Below are 17,547 nucleotides of genomic sequence, written 5' to 3' on the forward strand. Positions count from 1 at the left end.
CAGACTATGAAGCGCTACTGCCGTGGAACTGCTCGCCGGAGATGCCACGATAACTGCGACTTCCTATTCTCGGTAGGTGGGGTTCATGGATCGCTTACGTTGCAGCAGAGCTTCCATGTCACTGATTAGCTGCTTGATCGGGGCGGCCAACTGCTGAGCCCGCAGCGTTGGCACTATGCCGCGCTGTGCCCTGATGAATAGAGGGTCGTCAAAACTATCCCTGAGGCGATTGAGCATGCCGCTTACCGCAGGTTGAGTTAATGACAAGCGATCAGCTGCCTTGGTGACACTACGTTCGTCCAAAAGCGCGTCCAGCGCCTTGAGCAAATTGAGGTCAAAATTTCTGATATCAGATTTCATGATGCCCGGGATAATAAATGACGATTGGCGTTATTTTACCTCGGCATCGATCATCCCTCCATCCACATTCCAAGAGGGAACCTAACCATGCATGAGATCATTTGGCCGGAAGGCTATCTACCTGGTTTCACTGATAATTTCGCTTCGAATGAAGTCATCGTTGCTGGGTTGAGAGCGGAGGACATCTGGCCGCTGTTGGCATGTCCTTCGTGCTGGCCGACCTATTACTCGAATTCTGCCAACATCCGCATCTACGATCATGCCGGCCCGGAGCTCATGAATGGTGTCCGGTTCTACTTTGAGACCTTCGGTTTTCCTGTCGAGGCGCAGTGCAACGAGTTCGACGCCCCATCCGAGGATCATCCTGGTCGTATTGCTTGGCATGGTTGGGCAGGGAAGGGCGAAGATAGGCTGGATGTCCACCACGCGTGGCTTATTGAAAACTTAGAGGGTGGCCGAGTTCGGATACTCACCCAAGAGACCCAGATCGGAAAGCCTGCACAGGAGCTTGCAAAGGCCCAGCCGAACCCTATGATCAACGGCCATCAGGATTGGTTAAATGGACTGGTCGATGCTGCAAAGGGCCTGAGCTTTTAACCGAATCTTGAAACTCAAATGCGGCAATTGGTTACATTCAGGTGTTGTTGCATCTGATCAATGACTCGCCTGGCTCTGGACGACAGAGGCCACTCTGATCTGTAGATGAGCCAGAGCGTGTCCACCACAGGGTTCCCACACTTCACAACCTGCAAACTATCTTGTTTGTGGAAGGCGCGCCTGGCGAACTTCGGCAGCACAGTAAAGCCCAAACCTCGGGAAACTGGCTCCAAGATGAGGCCTACCTGATTGCTGAAGCCTCGTTTCTGGATTGCTTGAATACCCGGTGCATCTGGATACCTTCGGCTGAGTAGGCGGGTTGCCATACCGGCCCCGTCGGGGTGGTCGATGAAGCCAAGTTCTGACAGAGTTTCGAACCCCACGTAGGGTTTAGCGGCTGGCAGTATCAACTCCAGTGGCTCCTCGGCAAACCTCTCCGCTGCGATCCTCTCATTGTCTGGCTTGTAAGTCACAATTCCCATTTCGAATCGATTGCTCAATACTGCTTCGAGTACCTCCGCGTCAGGGGCGAACCGGTGGCGAATGCTCAGTCCAGGATGGGCTTGTTGATAGTCCAGCAGGAGCGGATACAGTGCCAATCCGATACTGCCGGGGGAGACTAAGCTGATATCACCTATGTCTTGTTGTTCAGCGCTCAGGCGGGCATCGAGTGCACGGGCAGCACGCTCCATTTCCCTGAAATAGTCCAGCAATGCACTCCCCGCAGGGGTGAGCTCAACGTGCCGGTGGTGACGGATGAATAAGCTACCGTACTGATGTTCCAGGTGTCGTATGTGCTGGCTCACGGCAGCCTGGGTCAGATTCAGATGCTCAGCTGTGCGGGTGAAATTCCCAAGATCGGCAAGCATTGCGAAGGATCGGAGCCACTGCGGGTTAACCATCATAAAGTCTTATCATAACCATAACGTGATCGTTGTTTTCATTATAGATCGTGGGGGATAGGGTAGGGCCAACTGTTTGGAGGCTAGCCGTTATGTCCGTTTACCCACGCAATTTCTCTCACATAGGCCTGTCGGTCACCGACCTGGACGGCGCCGTCAAATTTTACACAGAGGTATTGGGGTGGTACCTGATCATGCCGCCGACCACCATCACTGAAGACGAAACTGCAATAGGTGTGATGTGTACGGATGTCTTTGGTGAGGGGTGGGGCTCGTTCCGCATCGCCCACCTATCCACGGGTGATCGTATCGGCGTCGAGATATTTGAGTTCCCCAACGCCGAGCGCCCGGAGAATAACTTCGAATACTGGAAAACGGGAGTTTTCCACTTCTGTGTACAAGATCCAGATGTCGAAGGCCTAGCCGCCAAGATCGTCGCTGCGGGCGGCAAGCAGCGGATGCCGGTGCGTGAATACTTCCCAAGTGAGAAGCCGTACCGCATGGTTTACATGGAGGATCCGTTCGGCAACATCCTTGAAATCTACAGCCACAGCTACGAGCTCACCTACTCGGCGGGAGCTTATCAATCATGACCCTGGCGACAACTCACCGCGCTTTTACCTGGCATGGCAGCGCTGACCCAGCAGAGCTGAAACTCAATGAGATACCTCTTCCTAGGCCGGAAGCGGGCGATGTTCTCATTCGCAACGTCGTGATCGGCCTCAATCCTGTAGATTGGAAAGTCTTGGGTGGGAGTCTGGTCAGTTGGCAGTCGGGTCACGTACCTGGTGTAGATGGTGCGGGGGTCGTGGTTGCTGTCGGTGAGAGTGTCTCAGCTTCTTGGATTGGCCAGCGTGTTGCTTACCATCAAAGCCTTAGTCGTCATGGCAGTTTCGCGGAATATACCCCTGTGAAAGCCAGAGCAGTCCTTCGGGTTCCGGCAAGTGTGAGTTGGGAACAAGCAGCCAGTCTCCCGTGCCCTGCTCTCACGGCGTGGTTGGCTCTCGAAAAGCTACCACAGTCATGTCAGACGTTGCTGGTGAGCGGGGCTGGTGGATCTGTTGCAAATCATCTGATTCAGATAGCTCTGCGGCGAGGTTTCAAGGTCACCTCGCTGAGCCATCGACGGCATGCGCAACGGCTGACCGATCTGGGGGTGTTCGACTGCATGGAGGGCCCACTCGTTGAGGCATGGGATGGGCCCATGGTGTTCGACGCTGTAATAGACACGGTGAACGCTGAACATGCTGCGCGACTCGTGCCCGCGCTTAGGGCCAACGGCCACTTGGTATGCGTTCAAGACCGGCTCCAGGCCTCTCCAGTACCACCTTTCACTCGGACGATTTCGATGCACGAGGTGGCACTGGGTGCGTTGCATACGTTCGGTGACGATCGTGCCTGGCAAGACCTCGTAGATGCAGCCGAGAGTATCCTCACCTCAGTGGGGAGGGGCGAGTGGGAGCCTGAGAGTTTTAATGTCGCCTCGTTCGAGCATCTTCCAGATCATCTTGAAAGCCTGCAGCATCGAGCCTTTAGCGGTAAAGGCTTGATCCGCATCACGAGCGATGAGTTGGGCAACTTGCCGTGACGTGTGCAATGTCTCAAGCTTTCCCCAGTGCTCACAACTGAATGATGAGCCTCCCAACTCGAGTGCTGAGTATTTCCACCCCGTCGTTTGCTAACCAAAGGTATCGCAATGAACAGTGCCCCCGAAGGAAATGAGATCATCATTGGCGCCGATTTGGGCGGTACTAAGCTATTGCTATTATGCGGAGCTTATTCAAAACGTTTTGAAACGGGGCCCGGCTATTCTCCCGAAGACTTTTCTGCCCAGCTCCACGCCTTCTTAAAAGATGTCAATCTACGCCCGGCTCGGATTGGTATCGCTGTACCTGGCCTTGTCGCTTCTGATGGCGAGATCGTTAGCTGCGATGTCCTACCAAACCTGACAGGCTGGCGTCCAGAAACCGCCCTCAAAGCACTTGGTTGCCAAATAACAGTCATCAATGATGTCAAGGCAGCCCTGCAGGAAGAAATGCAGGATGTTAGTAATGATTTTACTGGTGGCGTGATCATGGCGGGTACTGCCATCGGTGCTGCATTCATGGCTCACGGACGGGAATTACGTGGTGTTAATGGCTGGGCTGGGGAGCTTGGGTATCTACCGCTGCATGTTGATGGTTCAGTCAAGAGGCTGGATGAAATAGCCGGTGGCGGCGCTATGTCCAACTTGCTTGGCATTAGTGGAGAGGCTCTCGCTCGATTGGCAAATGATGATGACCCTATCGCCACGGCAACAGTGAGGGCCGGTGGTGAGGCGTTGGGTCTAGGAATGGCCAGTATCATAAATTTGCTCAACCCCTCGCGTCTGGCAGTGGGTGGTGGGAGTTTGAAACTGAAAGGCTACTGGGAGGCTGCTTTGCTGGCAGCCGAGACTCATGCCATTCCATCACTATGGAATGCTTGCATTGTAAAACGAGTGAAATCGGAAGATTCTGTAGCCGCGCTCGGAGCGATTAGAGCTGCTCAGCGGCAATAAGCTTAATAAGGTGTGAGTATTGATGTAAGGATTATCTGCCGGTTGTTTGAGTTAGGGCAGTCACTCTGCTAGAAGTTTGAAACGTCATCATCCGAGCTAGGGTTAATAGCCTTTAAGACTAAAGTCAAAGGCGAGCTGCTTGCGTGTGCGTGGTGACGTTTTTATGGCTTGAGCCGATCCTGTGCTTCATCACTGGAGACATAACGAGGTGCTGGATGATGGCACCTCGATTGATGTCCGGGTGATCATGAAAAGTTCGTTGCAGATACTAAATGCCTGTTTTGCAGGCGGTCAGGTGACCAATGTACACGCTCAGGCGCATATCGGCAGCGGTGCCCTTGAAGAGGTATTGGCAGATTGGTCGGAATTCTTCCCTGGTTATCATCTTTACTACCCCAAGCGGCGGCAGAAAACCGCTGCTTTCAAGGTTGTTGTTGAAGCTCTCCGATGCGAGTAGGCGCTTGCGGGATGTCAGATGTCTAGCCGGCTTTCAGTGCTGGGAAAATTCGACTCGGATAACGTCACCGCCAAGCATCTGCATCAGGGCGTCGGGGGTTTCAATGTTTCCGATACGGGTGTAAGAGTATGGCGTTTTGAATGTCTTGTAGAATACCACTAGGGTCTGCGATCCATACAGCATGACGTCGCCTGCCTTGATCGTTCCTGGAAAGCTCGCATCCTTGGGGAGTGGTACCGCGAGATCGACATACTTTTCGTTACTGTTGAGATCGGCCATTTCAAGCGTCAGGGGTATCAACGCGGAGAAGGCACGAGCTGCCTCAGTGTCAGCCAACCTGATTTTGTAATGCCGCTCGCCTACTGACATCTGCATGTGGGGTATCTCCTGTTGAGCTTTCGCTTCGCCAGATTTCGCCGTTTGAGAATCAGATGCGCTGGCCGAAACTGCGTGAGCTAAACCAAGTGCCATTAGCCCACTCACCCAAGCGAGGTACTGCAGGCTAGACCATCGATAATGAGCGGCCTTGTAGGTTAGAGGTAAAAGCTTGTCGGGTGTGCTCCTTCTCATTGCATCTCCTTGCATCCTGGTTTGGGCGACGTTTTGAAGGCTGAGGATCAGGGCACGTTAGGCGTGGAGGCAGCTGACCTCTCCGCACCTAAACGCAGCTCCGCAATATCGCGCTTTGGAGGCGTGCCGAACTGGCGCCCGTACTCACGGCTGAACTGCGATGGACTTTCGTAGCCGACCTTGAATGCGGCGGTTGCTGCATCGAGGTGTTCGTTGAGCATCAAGCGTTTTGCCTCGTTCAACCTCAACCATTTCTGGTATTGCAGTGGACTCATTGCGGTGAGCTGTCGGAAGTGCTGATGGAATGTCGAGAGGCCCATCTGTACCTGAGAGGCCAGTTCGTCCACCCGCAGAGGCTCGGCGTAGTTAAGCTTCATCCAGTCGATGGCCTTTGCGATTCGATAACCCTTGCTGCCAACGGAGGCGATATATCGAAGGAGAGGGGCTTGATCACTTAGCAGCAACCGATAATGGATCTCCCTCTGAATCAAGGGCCAGAGCACCGGGATCGCATCGGGCTCCTCCAACAGCTCAATCAGGCGGGTGAAGCTTTCCAACAGCTTCTGGCCCAGTCCACCAACTCCAGCGCTGGTATGAAAGGACTGACCGCTCACAGGAAGGCGACCATCTTGCGCGATCAATTCGGCCAGTGTGCGCAAATCGAGCTTGAACACCAAGCCAAGACAGGGTGCTTCCTCGCTGGCCACAGTCACCGCCGAGTTGGCGGGAATGTTTAGCGAGGTGACCAGAAAACGCGTCGTGTCGTATGGGAATACGTCACCGCCGATAACCATTTCCTTTGCCCCTTGCACAACCAAAACAATGCTTGGTTCGACAATGCACGTAATCGGTGGGGCCGGTGCGTTGCGTCGATAGACGCTTAGGCCTGCAATGCTCGTCGCGAAATCTCCAGCGGTGGGCGTGTGGGCACCGATGACCCTGCACAGTGTGGCCATTGGGTTTGTGCGTGAAGGCAGCAGTGCGGTTGCGGGCATGGTGAGCGTTCCGATCAGCGTGTAGCGAAAACACTACTCGCGCGTCGCTTTCAGTGTCCATGCCCAGTCAGTCACGTCTGGACAATTGGGCAAGAAAACTAACGGTTTGCTCTACTGACGTGCTGGTTCACGCGAGGAACATGGGTGGCAGGTGGGATGACCCTAGCGTCCGCGAGCGATGTCCTCTCACATCCCTTCCATTTCGAGCAGACAGGAAGATGTGCATGAAGTCTTTGTTCATTACGTTTGCCTTGATGGCCAGTTCACTCACTGCGGGAGCCGCCGATATGTCCCATAGGGCCAACAATTTCTATCAGAGTGGGCAGGTTTCACTCGAGCGCGTCACCTTCAAGAACCAGTTCCAGATGACCACTGTGGGGAATCTGTATCTGCCCACAAAGCAGAGCGTGAACGTCAAGCATCCCGCAATCATCGTCGGGCACCCGATGGGGGCGGTCAAGGAGCAAAGCTCGAACCTTTATGCCCAAAAGCTGGCAGAGCAGGGTTTCGTGACCCTGGCCATCGATCTGTCGTTCTGGGGTGAAAGTGACGGGCGTCCGCGCAACCTGGTTTCGCCGGACATCTATGCCGAAGACTTCAGTGCGGCGGTCGACTATCTCGGTGCTCAAGGTTTCGTTGATCGGAACCGTATTGGCGTGCTGGGTATCTGTGGCAGCGGCAGCTTTGCCATCAGTGCTGCGAAAATTGATCCACGCATAAAAGCGATTGCAACGGTCAGCATGTACGACATGGGTGCCGCCAACCGCAATGGACTCAAGCATGGCGTCTCGGTCGAACAGCGCAAAAAGGCTATCGCCGAAGCAGTAGCACAGCGTGATGTCGAATTTGCCGGAGGCGAAACCAAGTACACCAGTGGCACGGTGGATCAGCTAACTGAGAGCTCAAATGCCATAGAGCGGGAGTTTTACGACTTTTACCGGACACCTCGTGGTGAGTTCACCCCCAAAGGGCTGTCGCCGCTTCTGACGACCCATCCGACGCTGACCAGTAACGTCAGGTTCATGAACTTCTATCCGTTCAATGACATCGAGACGATCTCGCCTCGTCCAATGTTGTTCATCACAGGAGAGGAAGCTCATTCCCGTGAGTTCAGCGAGGAGGCGTATCGCCTTGCCGGCGAACCCAAGGAGTTGGTAATCGTGCCAGGCGCAGGCCATGTCGATCTCTATGACCGCGTCGAGCTGATCCCCTTCAGCAAGCTGACCACCTTCTTCCGCGAAAACCTCAAGTAACTACTGCTATTCCCAGACCCAGCTCCTGAAAGCTGGGCCTGGGCGCATGTGTCTTTTGAAATCGCTACAACGAGAACCGCCATGAGCAGCCCAGCAATCTCCCTTCAACACTCAAGTCGTCAGGTCTGGAGCGCTGTCCTGGCGATGTCACTCTGTGCCTTCGCATTGGTGGCATCTGAATTCTTGCCGGTGAGCCTGCTCACGCCGATTGCATCCGATTTGTCATTGACTGAGGGGCAGGCCGGCCAGGCTATTTCCATCTCCGGCTTCCTTGCTGTCATCACAAGCTTGTTGCTCTCCAGCTTAACCCAGGGGATCGACCGCAAGCCTGTCCTGCTTGCCACAACGGTGCTCATGCTGGTTTCGGGTGGGATGGTGGCCTTTGCTCCGAACTATCTCACCTTGATGGTAGGGCGCGCCGTGCTTGGGATTGCCATTGGTGGTTATTGGTCGATGTCCACTGCAGTAATGATGCGCATCGCACCTGAAGCGCTCGTTCCGAAGGCCATTGCCGTTATGCAGGGCGGTACAGCGTTGGCCACGGCAATCGCAGCGCCAGTTGGAAGCTACCTAGGCGGCATGATTGGCTGGAGAGGGGCATTCTTTTGCGTCGTGCCATTGGCCGCATTGGCGTTGATCTGGCAAGCATTCACACTGCCGGCCATGCCGAGTGAGCGGACTCAAGTATCGGCCACCGGCTCCTTGCGTTTGCTGGGAGACAGCAAAGTCGCTCTCGGCATGGCTGCAGTAGCGTTTCTCTTCATGGGTCAGTTCACACTATTCACATATCTGCGACCCTTCCTGGAAACGGTCACGCATGTCGATGTGCCCACGCTCTCGCTCCTGCTCTTGATCATCGGTGTGGCAGGATTGGTGGGCACTATGTTGGTCGGCTCCTTCGTTAGCCGAAACCTGAATAGAATTTTGATAGGCATACCGTTGATCATGACTGCCACCGCATTTGCCGTGATCGCGGTTGGTAGCTGGGTGGTTCCGGTCGCCGCATTGTTGGGGTTGTGGGGGCTGGTTGCGACCTGTGCGCCTGTTGGGTGGTTCACTTGGTTGGCCAAAGCGCTGCCGCACAATGCAGAAGCCGGTGGTGGCTTGATGGTCGCGGTTATTCAGTTGGCGATCACTGCTGGTGCAACTGCAGGCGGGGTGCTGTACGACGGGATGGGTTATCAGGCTACCTTCATTGCCAGTAGCGCGTTCTTGTTCATCGCAACCACGCTGAGTGTTATCACAAATCGCAGGTGAAATACGGCACCGCAATTGTGGGGCAGCTATCCTTCCTTGGCTCACGTTGCTTGGTTTGCGCCATGCTGGCATGACAGCGAGTGGGCTAGCCATGGCGAAAGGGAGAGATCGTGAAAAAAGATCTGAGCAAGGTACTCTTGCCCGACCATCCGCTGTACACCGAGGCTATGGAAGCGCTGAAGGCCTATCATCAGGCCGAAGTTGATGGGGTCGTGGGTATGGAGTTGGAGCGCCTCAGACTGATGGCTGAGCATCTCTTTCAAGACGTCACTGATTATCAGCTTCGAGCCCTTGGCAGGCCGGCAGAGAAAGGCCATTGAGCCGTTGGCTGACCACGTCCTACCTATCAGCTATTCAAGGCTTTCTGCACGTCGTCGACCGTACCGATCCAGTGACGTCCATTGTCGCGTGGGCTGAATCCCAGCCTTTCGGCGAACGCTGATGCGTTGGCATTTGCAGACTCGATGGCCAAGTAGCGATATCCGAATTGGGGAGCCAGCTCCACTAGGCGCTGCACCAGCGCTCGACCATGCCCAACACGTTCCTTCGTGAAGCCGATCCGAGCCAGTACGAGGCACTCCCTTGGCCAGTAGTCATTTGGATTCACAAACATACGGATGTAGATGTCGAACTGCAGGCTCAGGGCCGACACGGTCGCGAAGGTTCGCCACACCCGCTGCTGGACATACCTGGGCTTGTAAGTGAACCTTTCCAGGATGAACTCTGCCACATGAGGCTTCAGATCCTCACAGCGCTCTTCGGCAAAGGCGCGCCATTCTTCGTCACTGGCATCAGTCGGAGGAAGTGTGGGCATCATTTTGACCTCGGTCGCTGGCTCGAAAAACGAGTGTAGATGCCGTTTAGGTGCTAGCTGCAGCGATAATCGACAAGCGCCTGCCAAGGTCATAACCAGCGAGGCCGTGCTTCAAGGAGAAAGGTATGAAGCCCAGTGACGCGATACGAGGCGAGGAAGGGGGCATCCGGCGCCTAATCGAGGCCTATGGCTTCATTGAGCCCAAACTCTTCGGCTCCGCCGCTCGAGGCGATGACCACGAAGGGAGTGACCTCGATCTGCTCGCCACCATTCCTCCAGCAATGGCTGGCAAGATTTCCTTGTTCGACATCGCCGAGCTCGAGGATGAGCTCCAGGCCATGTTGGGTGTGCCGGTCGACTTGCACGTCCACAACAACATGCCTGAGCACCTCAGGCCATCCATCGAGCGTGAGATGGTTACGCTCTAGCCGTGAACATGCTTGCAATGATCCTAGCGTCTAGCAGGGCGTGGTGAGGCAATTCCTCCCCATCGTTCGTCGCAGTCAGGGTCGTGGCATCGGTGGGGAAATTTCTGACGTTCTGGGGCCATTTCCCATCGTCATAGGCGAGCTCGCAGAACAGCTCCCAGTCGTAGGCAGGTGCGTCAGTGGCAATATCGAGCTCTTCGTCGTAGGTTGCCAAGAACTGGAGGAGCGCCGACCTTGCCTCGAGGATCGGCATGGCACCTCACCTCCCCAGAGTTGCGGCAGTACGATCTCCTTCACGAAATCACTGCAGTCCTCTTCTCGCCACGCGTCGCTCACTTCCACGTAGAATTCCTGGCGATCCTCGGCGACCAACGCCAGGGAGATCAGCTTTGCCTGCGCGGTGAGCTGAGTGAACTCACAATCGAGAAAGAGCCTCATCTGTTGGAACCTCTGCAATGACTAGGGCCCGCCTGAAACTGTCCCAGGAAGGCTGCCTGTGGGAAATCGCCTTGGCGTATTTCGGCCCCGAAAAGCTGTTGGAAACGATTGTAGATCTGTGGGAAGGTGCGAGCCCTCCCACAAGGCCAACCGTCGAGCACATGTCGACCGACACGCTACCCGCAGATGTCGTGAATATACTGAAAATTGCCCAGGTGCGAGTCGGGGCCCTCGTTCCGGATCGCGTGCCTGTACCAGGTGTTGTCACGTTGTACGCCCGGCACGCCAATGACCTCGCCGATGGGATCCTGGCAAGACTGCCGAGAGGCGAGCTCACCCGAACCTTGCGGGGATCGCAGTTAGAAGTCGAACTTGGCCTGTGACGTCCACCTGCAGCAGAGAGAAATGTCGTGACGATTGATCATCGGCTGCGGAGCCTGGAGATCGTGAGGCGCACAGCGCTGTGGGCACTTGCCAATCTACAGCCTGGAGACGCTCGCGCTGAAAAGGTGCTGGCTGAACTCGACGAGGTTGACCAGGGCCTGCCGGACATCGAGAGTGGTGATCAGCTCTCCGCCCAGAAGCTCGTCGATCTCGTCACCACGAAGCTCCACAACGGCGTTCAGCTGGTTGTCGAGGAGAGTATCCCTGAGCCGTGGCTGCAGCGCTTCCAAGCGGCAAGTGTTGGCTCTACCCGCCTGGCAGAGGGGCCCTATCTGCGCGATTTTGAGAAGTTCGCGGCCGTGTGGCACCAGGAGCTTGAGCACTTGAAAGCCCATCGGGCCCACAGATCCAGCACGAGGTCGCAGTGAAAAGAACGATCCTGGGTATGACAGAAGCCGGCGAGCCGCTCTTGCAGCAGGCTCTTCAAGCCATCCGGGCCCACCAGCAGGCGATGGATGAAGGGCGACCAGCCGAGGAGGTCGAAAGGCTCCGTCTTGAGACTGATCACCTGTATCAAACCGTCATAGACTACCAGTTGCACAAGGCCGGTACGCTAGGCCAGTCAATCCACTGAGATGGATTGAGTAGGAGGAGATTGGCTTGAGATGCAGATTCAAGCATTCTGCACAGCCATACCCTGTGACCTCGACAATATCCCATAAGCAAGCCAGTTTTCCCTCAGCCCTTTTTAGCGATTGGCTGCTCCCAATGTCGTGACCTTGCTAGCCTGAATTTCGAAATTTGCTGATGCTGCCAAAGTGCAAGGGCAACGTTCGGAACCATCATGACTAAAGCAGTACCCTGAGCCATGATTTGGCTCAAAACCAGGACTAAGGTCATCAGCGGGATTGCAACCAGGCCTCCTTCGATACAAAAGAACCCCCTAGAGCGCCCATATCCTGTAGCAACAAATAGATCTCGATGGTTTACGATGTGAGCCTTACTTCTACTAACCGCACCAAGGATTCCCTATGTCCCGTTTGGCAGAATTTCGTCAACTGGAGCAGCAGCTCGCTGCACAACTCGCAGAGCTTGAGGCCCTGAAAGGCAGCTCTGAGCTGCAGAAAGAAATTGAATTTGAGACCAAATTGCGTGATTTGCTTGGCCAGTATGGCTACAGCCTGCGCGACATCATCAACATCCTAGATCCCCAGGCGGGCCGACGTGTTGCCGCTCCTGCTGGTGTCGAAAAAGCGCCGCGCCGTGAGCGTCAGGTGAAGCAGTACAAGAACCCGCACAACGGTGAAATAATCGAAACCAAAGGCGGCAATCACAAGCTCCTGAAAGAGTGGAAAGCTCAATATGGTGCTGATGAAGTCGAGTCTTGGCTTGCCTAATTGCTAAGCTATCGGCGTGGTACGCAGGTATTGCGACCACGCCATGATGGTTGCCAGTATACATCTGGCAATTGCTAAGGTACTATTGGTTTGGAATGCCTAGGTACATAGCATCCTCTCCATTGCCAAATTTTGGAAGCCATTCTTTGTCAGTTGCTGGGTCGATTTGATATCTATAGCTCGAGGTTGAGAATATAACTTGGGCATTATTTTTCGAGGCGAGCGACTTAAGTTCTTCTATGTAATCAGACAGATGAATGTCGGGAATGTCCTGCTGTTTTGGGGTGTCCAGGATTAATATCCTGAAAGGAGAGTTTTTGTCTTCTAGACATATTTCGAATAGTGCGGCGTGGAATGCAAGAACTGTACGGGTCTTTGAGCTGCCTTTGAATATTTCAAGCTTCTCATCTCCCATCATTGGTTTTAGGTTGGAGTCGATTTTGATTTGATTCGATACGTTGCGCGCATGCAAAGTATCCAGCCATTTGGTCATGGCCTGCGACAGCCGTAGACGGAATGTAATTACCTCAGCAGATTGTTCGCTTGGTTTTTGGGCCGCCTCTAAGAGTGACAGCGTCTTGTCGCGACGAGCCAGCAAATTGGCGTGGTTGGTTTTCTGAGCTTCTACCTTTTTTAGCTTGCCCAGCTCAAGTTGAAGCTCGAAGATATCTGATGTCGTGGTGCTAATTGCCTCAATGAATGCATCTATTCCAGCCTCGCGCTCGGCGATTGAACGCTTGTGTATAAAGGATTCGATATGGCGATTGGTTAGCGATTTCGCGATCTCCAATCTTTCTGCGGCTTGAATGTTTGCGGCAGTAGAAATCTCTAAATCCTTTATCTGGTCTCTCAAATAGAGAAGGCTCTTGCCATATGACTCGGCACTGGCCATGAACATGCCGCAGTTCGGCGTGGTGCATAGCTCGGAGAAAGATATGAAGGCTCTTCGAGCGTCCTCATTCAAGTTTAGTGTTTGAATTTCGCTTTCTATTTCGTCTCGAATTAGCTTGGCACTGGATATCTTTGACTCGAGCTGTATGGATTCATTGCTAAGTTCGCGGTATCGTACTCGTTGCTCTGCTATCAAATCGTCAAGACCAGACAGAGCTTCGCTCTTAACATTTTTAGTGTTTTTCAGCTCTTCCAGTCGTGTTTTGGAACGTTCTAGTTTTTTCTCTAGCGTATCAATTGTGCGGATAGGAGCTGTCAAGTCTTGCTGTAGACGTTCCAAAAGTTTTCGGCTCGAGACGATAGATGTATCGAGATAGTCAGCCTCTTTTTTTAGTTCTATACCAGTGCGTTTCTTGTCATATAAATTGAAAGGTGGGAGGCCTACCAACAATCTAACCATTTCGGAGTATTGGTCTTTGACGAAAGACTGACGTGCTGCGTAAAACTCCAAATATCCATGATCTTGATCTAAGTAAAAAAGCGGTATTAAGCTTGAAAAATATGGGAGGGTAGGTGTGCCGCTAGTGGTGATTAGTTTATTGGTTTTGATATTTATGAGGTTTAAAAAGAATCGCGAAAAATCCTCGTCATTATAAAAGCGATTGATGGTTTTCGAGCTTTCGTGGACAGTTAGGTCAAACTTTTCTCCGATGGAGCGCTCGAGAGTTATCTTTTTATCATTTATCGCGATTTGTAATATTGCTGACTTGCAATTTCTAGTGATGTCTGCACGAAATTTTACATCCATTCCCAAGCAGAATAGGGTGGACATTATGAGCGGTGTTTTTCCGCTTTCATTCTCTGCAAATAGTTGAGTTATATCACTGCCGAACTCAAGCAGGCCTGATCCCCAGCCATTAGGGCCATTGGCGACAATCTCTAAGGATTCGAATCTCATAGTTTTTCCTCTACTGCGCGTTCCTTGCAAATGTTCCTGTATTCCCGTTGGATGGTTAGGAGGAAAACGCAAAGCTCACCTTCCGACTCGATTGCTCCATCGACGATTTTTTTGCCAGTCGAGGTTGCCTCAAGTCTGGAAGTATTTTTATTTATGGTGATTAAATTAGTCGACTCTAAAAAGGTTAGGGCCTTCACCGTTCGGATTCGAAGGTTGGCCGACCAGCCTAGTTCTTGGCTCGAGCCGCTGAATGTTGCGAGACTATGTTCAAAGCATTGGCCTATGAGCTTGCCAATTTCATCGGCTTTAGGTTTCGATCTACCTTTGGCTAGGCTCAATATCGAAAGTGCAATAAGTGGCATATGGAACAAGCTTTCGTTCTGAAGTGCATCCCTTCGAGAGCGCGGAGCGCTTCGAGTAATGATCAAGGGGGCTTCAGTGGAGGCGATTTCTATAGCTTCAACGAGTTTCATGTTGCTTCGCCTCTTACCAGTTCCGAGAGGACTGCGCCAAAGGTCAGTTCAAGGGTTATGTCAGTTCGCATCAATTGGTTGCAAAGCTTGGTTTGTAGTGTAGTTACTTCGGTAGTGATTTCTGCTGTCTTAATGGCACCTAAAGCCAGTTTTCTAGCGCTTTCAACTACGAGCTCAATGGCTATGGTCATCAGGAAGTCTGGTATGTCATGGCGATACTTTCTGTGCCAAGCTTCCCATTGGCACTTATAGCCCGCAAACGCGTCAATGGTGTTGGAAGAGAATCCCGAGCGTTTCAAGGTTCGCTGAAGAATTGATGCCGACTTGATGGCTTTTTCATCACCGCCGTCTCGTAAAATCTCATAAGTTGATGTAGAGATGGAGAGCACATCCAAGACATCTTTCATGCCAATACTGGCCTTTCGATCTAACTCGGCTGCGGAAATATCTTTAATTAAGATTTCGGCGGATTTAGATTCAATTGTTGAAAGAAGTCGGACTATTATTTTTTGAACTTCGTCAGGCTTTAAGTGGACTTCGCTAAATTTATATATTTGATTGGACGCCATTGAGACGAAAAGATCGTCTTGCTCACTCAGAATCTGTTGCCTTGGTTCCAGGCAGAGGTGCGAAAGAAAATGAAGATGCACATCTTCGGATTCAAAGGCTAGGCTAGGTATCAGTTTTTGAGTTTCTGCTATCAATGTCTTTGTGTGCGCACCTACTGGGCGCTTTCCTCTTACTTCCTCGAGGATTTGCTCCACTTCGTCTTCAAAGTTAATGTTGGTTCGGATTTCTACCGAGTGACATGATTTTCCAAAATTCTTGATGTGGGGTAACAGCTTTCCAGCAAAGCTGTCGGGTAAATTGTGCTCCGTGTTACGGCGTTTTTTGATCCCGAAGATATCAAGTATCGTGTACTGGTCGTTAAGCTTCGTCTTGGTTTTAACTTGGGCAAAGCGATATCGAGTTTCACCATCAATAACATATTTTACGACGTAGTCTTCATGGTAATCGCAATATATGCGCTCAATTTCGCTTTCTTCTAGGATCGCTAGGCTTTCGATTAGTGCCGCTCGGAACTGAGCACGAAATCGGTTTATCGTATCCCTGCCTGCCTGCTCCCGGAGGTCAACTTCATTTAGTTTCATGTCGTTTCATTGCTCCAGGTGAAACACATACTTGCTGCCAAGTTTGTTCTGAGTCAGAGATAGTTTTTTGCATGAATAGCGAGACATCGCCAGCAAATAAATAAGGCATGAGCCATGCTTTAGCTGCGAGAGTGGTATGTAAAGGCGCGAGTACCCACTATCTCTTTTCTGAGATCCGTGACCCATGCTAGTCGAACTGAAAGGTTGTAGACGAAGATCCATTCATATCTGTCCCTGATCACCCAACTTTTCCTTTGTCCCTGCTGCTGGCTGGCACATAGCCAGCTTAGCTTAACCTTTTCCAACCTAAGGGCGGAAGTCGAAACCTACGCTCTAGGCCTCAGGTTTCAGTGTTAATGATGGTTGATAGCGAGAAACCTTTCCACTCCTGTAAAAAGGTTTGAGGTTTTCGTTAGGCATCGCTATGCTTGGCCAGGAAAGGAGAGAAAAGGAGTAGGCTCATGAAGGTTTTGGTTGAGATTCGCGATGACCTGATGGCTGCTGTGCTGGGTCTCAGCAGTAGCTCGGGAAGCACTGCAGATGAGGTTCTTAACAACCTTCTAGCGGTTGCTTTGGATCAACCTGAGGCAGAGGCTGTTGATTTGGTGCACGCCGTTCAGGTGACCCTGAAAGCGGTGGAGAAGGTGCCTTTTGGAGACACCTTCCTCGTTGAGGATGTGATCCCAAATGACCTTTGGCATTTGATGACCACTGGTGACAGGAAGTCGTTTGGAAAGGCGTTTCGAAAGCAGGTCGACCTAGCTGGTCTAGCAGAATGGGTCTCACGTAACAGCGGCAATAAAGCCGTATACCGTCGTTCTCTCAAGTAAGGAAGTGCACAATGACAGACCTCGCGTTTGCTGATCGATTCCTTGATGCGGTAATTTATGGTCATCTGGGAAGCGGCCTGGTTATCACCCGCCAAGAACTGATTAGCTTTTTCCCTGAAGATCCCGAGACGACCACCGGGTGTTTTCTGTCGAACTCGGAAATCTCCAGTGCTACACATAGTCCGACCTATCGCAAAATGACACTCCGTGTTAGCCCTGGGGTTTACCGTGTTCACCCTGAGGCTCTCCTGGAGCGCATGAAACAGCGAGGAATTGCAGCGTAGTGGGCGCGGGTCACCTGAGAGCCGAGTGGAGCGGATGACGTGATCAGGGATCACGTATCATCGACTGATCCATGCTTTCAGGGTGCTGGTCAGTGGGCACATCTAGTGGCACAGGTTTCGCCATTTAACGAGTGAACATGCCTGCGATGATTCGAGCGTCCAAGAGAGCATGATGCGGCAACGGGGCTCCATCGTTGCAAGCGTCCAGAGTCGTAGCGTCAGTGGGCCTGTTCAGCACGTTGCTCGGCCAGCGTCCGTTGGCATAAGCCAGCTCGCAAAACAGCTCCCAATCGTACTGCGGTGCGTCGGTCACAATCTCTAGCATCTCCGGGAAACCTTCCAGGAAGCCCCGGAGCGCGTCACGTGCAGTCAGAACGGGCATCGCATAGCTCCCATGCCAGAGCTGTGGGAGCACAATCTCGATTACGAAGTCACTGCAATCCTGATTGCTCCATGTGTCGAGCAATTCGACGTAGAATTCGCTCCCGTCTTCAGCAACCAAGGCGAGCGAGATCAGCTTCGCTGCCGGCGAGAGCTGGGTGAATTCGCAATCAAGGTAGAGCTTCAAG

The 17,547-nt window shown here is 52.7% G+C and carries 24 protein-coding genes and 1 pseudogene; 15 read left to right on the plus strand and 10 right to left on the minus strand.

What is annotated here, in order from left to right; all coding sequences use genetic code 11:
- Window positions 1-63: 63 nt before the first annotated feature.
- Window positions 64-360 carry a LysR family transcriptional regulator gene (locus AC25MA_RS25030; protein ID WP_486972498.1) on the minus strand — a complete coding sequence of 99 codons (297 nt, stop codon included), beginning with the start codon at window positions 358-360 and terminating at the stop codon, window positions 64-66.
- Window positions 361-447: 87 nt separating this feature from the next.
- On the opposite strand from AC25MA_RS25030, the gene AC25MA_RS25035 reads away from it, so the two are divergent.
- Entirely contained in the window at window positions 448-957 is a 510-nt protein-coding gene (locus tag AC25MA_RS25035; protein WP_207852494.1) for an SRPBCC family protein, read from the plus strand.
- Window positions 958-971: 14 nt separating this feature from the next.
- Here AC25MA_RS25035 and AC25MA_RS25040 read toward each other — a convergent pair whose 3' ends face one another.
- On the minus strand, window positions 972-1,862 hold the full coding sequence (locus AC25MA_RS25040) for a LysR family transcriptional regulator (RefSeq protein WP_027614741.1): 891 nt from the start codon (window positions 1,860-1,862) through the stop codon (window positions 972-974).
- An 89-nt stretch (window positions 1,863-1,951) separates the two neighbouring features.
- Between AC25MA_RS25040 and AC25MA_RS25045 the strand changes: the two genes are divergently transcribed.
- The 4 genes from AC25MA_RS25045 (at window position 1,952) to AC25MA_RS25060 (ending at window position 4,855) form a co-directional block, all read left to right on the plus strand.
- The gene (locus tag AC25MA_RS25045) at window positions 1,952-2,452 is read left to right on the plus strand and encodes a lactoylglutathione lyase family protein (protein ID WP_025752883.1); all 501 of its coding nucleotides are present in this window, start codon (window positions 1,952-1,954) and stop codon (window positions 2,450-2,452) included.
- Window positions 2,449-3,447 carry an alcohol dehydrogenase catalytic domain-containing protein gene (locus tag AC25MA_RS25050; protein WP_025752881.1) on the plus strand — a complete coding sequence of 333 codons (999 nt, stop codon included), beginning with the start codon at window positions 2,449-2,451 and terminating at the stop codon, window positions 3,445-3,447. The genes AC25MA_RS25045 and AC25MA_RS25050 overlap by 4 nt, the downstream gene beginning before the upstream one ends.
- 108 nt (window positions 3,448-3,555) lie before the next feature.
- On the plus strand, window positions 3,556-4,398 hold the full coding sequence (locus AC25MA_RS25055; protein WP_025752879.1) for an ROK family protein: 843 nt from the start codon (window positions 3,556-3,558) through the stop codon (window positions 4,396-4,398).
- 208 nt (window positions 4,399-4,606) lie between these two features.
- Window positions 4,607-4,855, plus strand: coding sequence for a type 2 periplasmic-binding domain-containing protein (locus AC25MA_RS25060; protein WP_486972499.1), 249 nt, complete (start codon window positions 4,607-4,609; stop codon window positions 4,853-4,855).
- A gap of 33 nt (window positions 4,856-4,888) precedes the next feature.
- Here AC25MA_RS25060 and AC25MA_RS25065 read toward each other — a convergent pair whose 3' ends face one another.
- Entirely contained in the window at window positions 4,889-5,425 is a 537-nt protein-coding gene (locus AC25MA_RS25065) for a cyclophilin-like fold protein (protein ID WP_486972500.1), read from the minus strand.
- Between the two features lie 47 nt (window positions 5,426-5,472).
- Complete coding sequence (locus AC25MA_RS25070; RefSeq protein ID WP_486972501.1) at window positions 5,473-6,420, minus strand: AraC family transcriptional regulator; 948 nt, start codon at window positions 6,418-6,420, stop codon at window positions 5,473-5,475.
- 224 nt (window positions 6,421-6,644) lie between these two features.
- Between AC25MA_RS25070 and AC25MA_RS25075 the strand changes: the two genes are divergently transcribed.
- The 3 genes from AC25MA_RS25075 (at window position 6,645) to AC25MA_RS25085 (ending at window position 9,250) form a co-directional block, all read left to right on the plus strand.
- Window positions 6,645-7,673, plus strand: a complete 1,029-nt coding sequence (locus AC25MA_RS25075; protein WP_486972502.1) for an alpha/beta hydrolase — start codon at window positions 6,645-6,647, stop codon at window positions 7,671-7,673.
- 81 nt (window positions 7,674-7,754) lie between these two features.
- Window positions 7,755-8,930 carry an MFS transporter gene (locus AC25MA_RS25080; RefSeq protein WP_486972503.1) on the plus strand — a complete coding sequence of 392 codons (1,176 nt, stop codon included), beginning with the start codon at window positions 7,755-7,757 and terminating at the stop codon, window positions 8,928-8,930.
- A 110-nt stretch (window positions 8,931-9,040) separates the two neighbouring features.
- Window positions 9,041-9,250, plus strand: a complete 210-nt coding sequence (locus tag AC25MA_RS25085) for a hypothetical protein (RefSeq protein WP_081741861.1) — start codon at window positions 9,041-9,043, stop codon at window positions 9,248-9,250.
- Window positions 9,251-9,276: 26 nt separating this feature from the next.
- On the opposite strand, the gene AC25MA_RS25090 is transcribed toward AC25MA_RS25085, so the two are convergent.
- Window positions 9,277-9,747, minus strand: a complete 471-nt coding sequence (locus AC25MA_RS25090) for a GNAT family N-acetyltransferase (protein ID WP_486972504.1) — start codon at window positions 9,745-9,747, stop codon at window positions 9,277-9,279.
- Window positions 9,748-9,869: 122 nt separating this feature from the next.
- On the opposite strand from AC25MA_RS25090, the gene AC25MA_RS25095 reads away from it, so the two are divergent.
- The gene (locus tag AC25MA_RS25095) at window positions 9,870-10,172 is read left to right on the plus strand and encodes a nucleotidyltransferase family protein (RefSeq protein WP_111533177.1); all 303 of its coding nucleotides are present in this window, start codon (window positions 9,870-9,872) and stop codon (window positions 10,170-10,172) included.
- On the opposite strand, the pseudogene AC25MA_RS25100 reads toward AC25MA_RS25095, so the two are convergent.
- Window positions 10,162-10,610: pseudogene (locus AC25MA_RS25100) on the minus strand (3'-5' exonuclease family protein). The gene AC25MA_RS25095 and the pseudogene AC25MA_RS25100 overlap by 11 nt on opposite strands.
- A 17-nt stretch (window positions 10,611-10,627) precedes the next feature.
- On the opposite strand from AC25MA_RS25100, the gene AC25MA_RS25105 reads away from it, so the two are divergent.
- The 4 genes from AC25MA_RS25105 to AC25MA_RS25120 all read left to right on the plus strand — a co-directional run bounded on the left by AC25MA_RS25105 (window position 10,628) and on the right by AC25MA_RS25120 (window position 12,391).
- The gene (locus tag AC25MA_RS25105) at window positions 10,628-10,993 is read left to right on the plus strand and encodes a hypothetical protein (RefSeq protein ID WP_486972505.1); all 366 of its coding nucleotides are present in this window, start codon (window positions 10,628-10,630) and stop codon (window positions 10,991-10,993) included.
- A gap of 27 nt (window positions 10,994-11,020) precedes the next feature.
- Entirely contained in the window at window positions 11,021-11,422 is a 402-nt protein-coding gene (locus tag AC25MA_RS25110) for a hypothetical protein (RefSeq protein WP_486972506.1), read from the plus strand.
- Window positions 11,419-11,628 (plus strand): hypothetical protein, encoded by a 210-nt coding sequence (locus AC25MA_RS25115; protein ID WP_486972507.1) that lies wholly within the window; start codon window positions 11,419-11,421, stop codon window positions 11,626-11,628. The genes AC25MA_RS25110 and AC25MA_RS25115 overlap by 4 nt, the downstream gene beginning before the upstream one ends.
- Before the next feature lie 397 nt (window positions 11,629-12,025).
- Entirely contained in the window at window positions 12,026-12,391 is a 366-nt protein-coding gene (locus tag AC25MA_RS25120; protein ID WP_301159075.1) for a histone-like nucleoid-structuring protein, MvaT/MvaU family, read from the plus strand.
- 82 nt (window positions 12,392-12,473) lie between these two features.
- On the opposite strand, the gene AC25MA_RS25125 is transcribed toward AC25MA_RS25120, so the two are convergent.
- From AC25MA_RS25125 to AC25MA_RS25135, 3 genes are read right to left on the minus strand one after another with little or no spacing between them, the layout of a single operon-like run.
- On the minus strand, window positions 12,474-14,240 hold the full coding sequence (locus AC25MA_RS25125) for a PH domain-containing protein (RefSeq protein WP_256596041.1): 1,767 nt from the start codon (window positions 14,238-14,240) through the stop codon (window positions 12,474-12,476).
- Window positions 14,237-14,713, minus strand: a complete 477-nt coding sequence (locus AC25MA_RS25130; RefSeq protein WP_088512370.1) for a hypothetical protein — start codon at window positions 14,711-14,713, stop codon at window positions 14,237-14,239. The genes AC25MA_RS25125 and AC25MA_RS25130 overlap by 4 nt, the downstream gene beginning before the upstream one ends.
- The gene (locus AC25MA_RS25135; RefSeq protein WP_486972508.1) at window positions 14,710-15,864 is read right to left on the minus strand and encodes a dsDNA nuclease domain-containing protein; all 1,155 of its coding nucleotides are present in this window, start codon (window positions 15,862-15,864) and stop codon (window positions 14,710-14,712) included. The genes AC25MA_RS25130 and AC25MA_RS25135 overlap by 4 nt, the downstream gene beginning before the upstream one ends.
- Before the next feature lie 461 nt (window positions 15,865-16,325).
- Here AC25MA_RS25135 and AC25MA_RS25140 point away from each other — a divergent pair, with 461 nt between their 5' ends.
- Together AC25MA_RS25140 and AC25MA_RS25145 are read left to right on the plus strand one after the other, a co-directional pair.
- Window positions 16,326-16,694 carry a DUF1413 domain-containing protein gene (locus AC25MA_RS25140; RefSeq protein WP_088512368.1) on the plus strand — a complete coding sequence of 123 codons (369 nt, stop codon included), beginning with the start codon at window positions 16,326-16,328 and terminating at the stop codon, window positions 16,692-16,694.
- A gap of 11 nt (window positions 16,695-16,705) precedes the next feature.
- A complete protein-coding gene (locus AC25MA_RS25145; protein ID WP_486972509.1) occupies window positions 16,706-16,978 on the plus strand; it encodes a hypothetical protein in 273 nt (90 codons plus the stop codon).
- 124 nt (window positions 16,979-17,102) lie between these two features.
- On the opposite strand, the gene AC25MA_RS25150 is transcribed toward AC25MA_RS25145, so the two are convergent.
- Window positions 17,103-17,546: a hypothetical protein gene (locus AC25MA_RS25150; RefSeq protein ID WP_392510476.1), complete on the minus strand. Its 444-nt coding sequence runs from the start codon at window positions 17,544-17,546 to the stop codon at window positions 17,103-17,105.
- Window position 17,547 lies beyond the last annotated feature (1 nt).

The sequence above is a fragment of the Pseudomonas sp. P65(2024) genome (genome assembly GCF_057480955.1).

Excerpts from the sequence above, each read along its gene's own strand:
- AC25MA_RS25030 (WP_486972498.1), bottom strand. The coding sequence starts at position 360 with ATGAAATCTGATATCAGAAATTTTGACCTCAATTTGCTCAAGGCGCTG.
- AC25MA_RS25035 (WP_207852494.1), top strand. The coding sequence starts at position 448 with ATGCATGAGATCATTTGGCCGGAAGGCTATCTACCTGGTTTCACTGAT.
- AC25MA_RS25040 (WP_027614741.1), bottom strand. The coding sequence starts at position 1,862 with ATGATGGTTAACCCGCAGTGGCTCCGATCCTTCGCAATGCTTGCCGAT.
- AC25MA_RS25045 (WP_025752883.1), top strand. The coding sequence starts at position 1,952 with ATGTCCGTTTACCCACGCAATTTCTCTCACATAGGCCTGTCGGTCACC.
- AC25MA_RS25050 (WP_025752881.1), top strand. The coding sequence starts at position 2,449 with ATGACCCTGGCGACAACTCACCGCGCTTTTACCTGGCATGGCAGCGCT.
- AC25MA_RS25055 (WP_025752879.1), top strand. The coding sequence starts at position 3,556 with ATGAACAGTGCCCCCGAAGGAAATGAGATCATCATTGGCGCCGATTTG.
- AC25MA_RS25065 (WP_486972500.1), bottom strand. The coding sequence starts at position 5,425 with ATGAGAAGGAGCACACCCGACAAGCTTTTACCTCTAACCTACAAGGCC.
- AC25MA_RS25070 (WP_486972501.1), bottom strand. The coding sequence starts at position 6,420 with ATGCCCGCAACCGCACTGCTGCCTTCACGCACAAACCCAATGGCCACA.
- AC25MA_RS25075 (WP_486972502.1), top strand. The coding sequence starts at position 6,645 with ATGAAGTCTTTGTTCATTACGTTTGCCTTGATGGCCAGTTCACTCACT.
- AC25MA_RS25080 (WP_486972503.1), top strand. The coding sequence starts at position 7,755 with ATGAGCAGCCCAGCAATCTCCCTTCAACACTCAAGTCGTCAGGTCTGG.
- AC25MA_RS25090 (WP_486972504.1), bottom strand. The coding sequence starts at position 9,747 with ATGATGCCCACACTTCCTCCGACTGATGCCAGTGACGAAGAATGGCGC.
- AC25MA_RS25095 (WP_111533177.1), top strand. The coding sequence starts at position 9,870 with ATGAAGCCCAGTGACGCGATACGAGGCGAGGAAGGGGGCATCCGGCGC.
- AC25MA_RS25105 (WP_486972505.1), top strand. The coding sequence starts at position 10,628 with ATGACTAGGGCCCGCCTGAAACTGTCCCAGGAAGGCTGCCTGTGGGAA.
- AC25MA_RS25120 (WP_301159075.1), top strand. The coding sequence starts at position 12,026 with ATGTCCCGTTTGGCAGAATTTCGTCAACTGGAGCAGCAGCTCGCTGCA.
- AC25MA_RS25125 (WP_256596041.1), bottom strand. The coding sequence starts at position 14,240 with ATGAGATTCGAATCCTTAGAGATTGTCGCCAATGGCCCTAATGGCTGG.
- AC25MA_RS25130 (WP_088512370.1), bottom strand. The coding sequence starts at position 14,713 with ATGAAACTCGTTGAAGCTATAGAAATCGCCTCCACTGAAGCCCCCTTG.
- AC25MA_RS25135 (WP_486972508.1), bottom strand. The coding sequence starts at position 15,864 with ATGAAACTAAATGAAGTTGACCTCCGGGAGCAGGCAGGCAGGGATACG.
- AC25MA_RS25140 (WP_088512368.1), top strand. The coding sequence starts at position 16,326 with ATGAAGGTTTTGGTTGAGATTCGCGATGACCTGATGGCTGCTGTGCTG.
- AC25MA_RS25145 (WP_486972509.1), top strand. The coding sequence starts at position 16,706 with ATGACAGACCTCGCGTTTGCTGATCGATTCCTTGATGCGGTAATTTAT.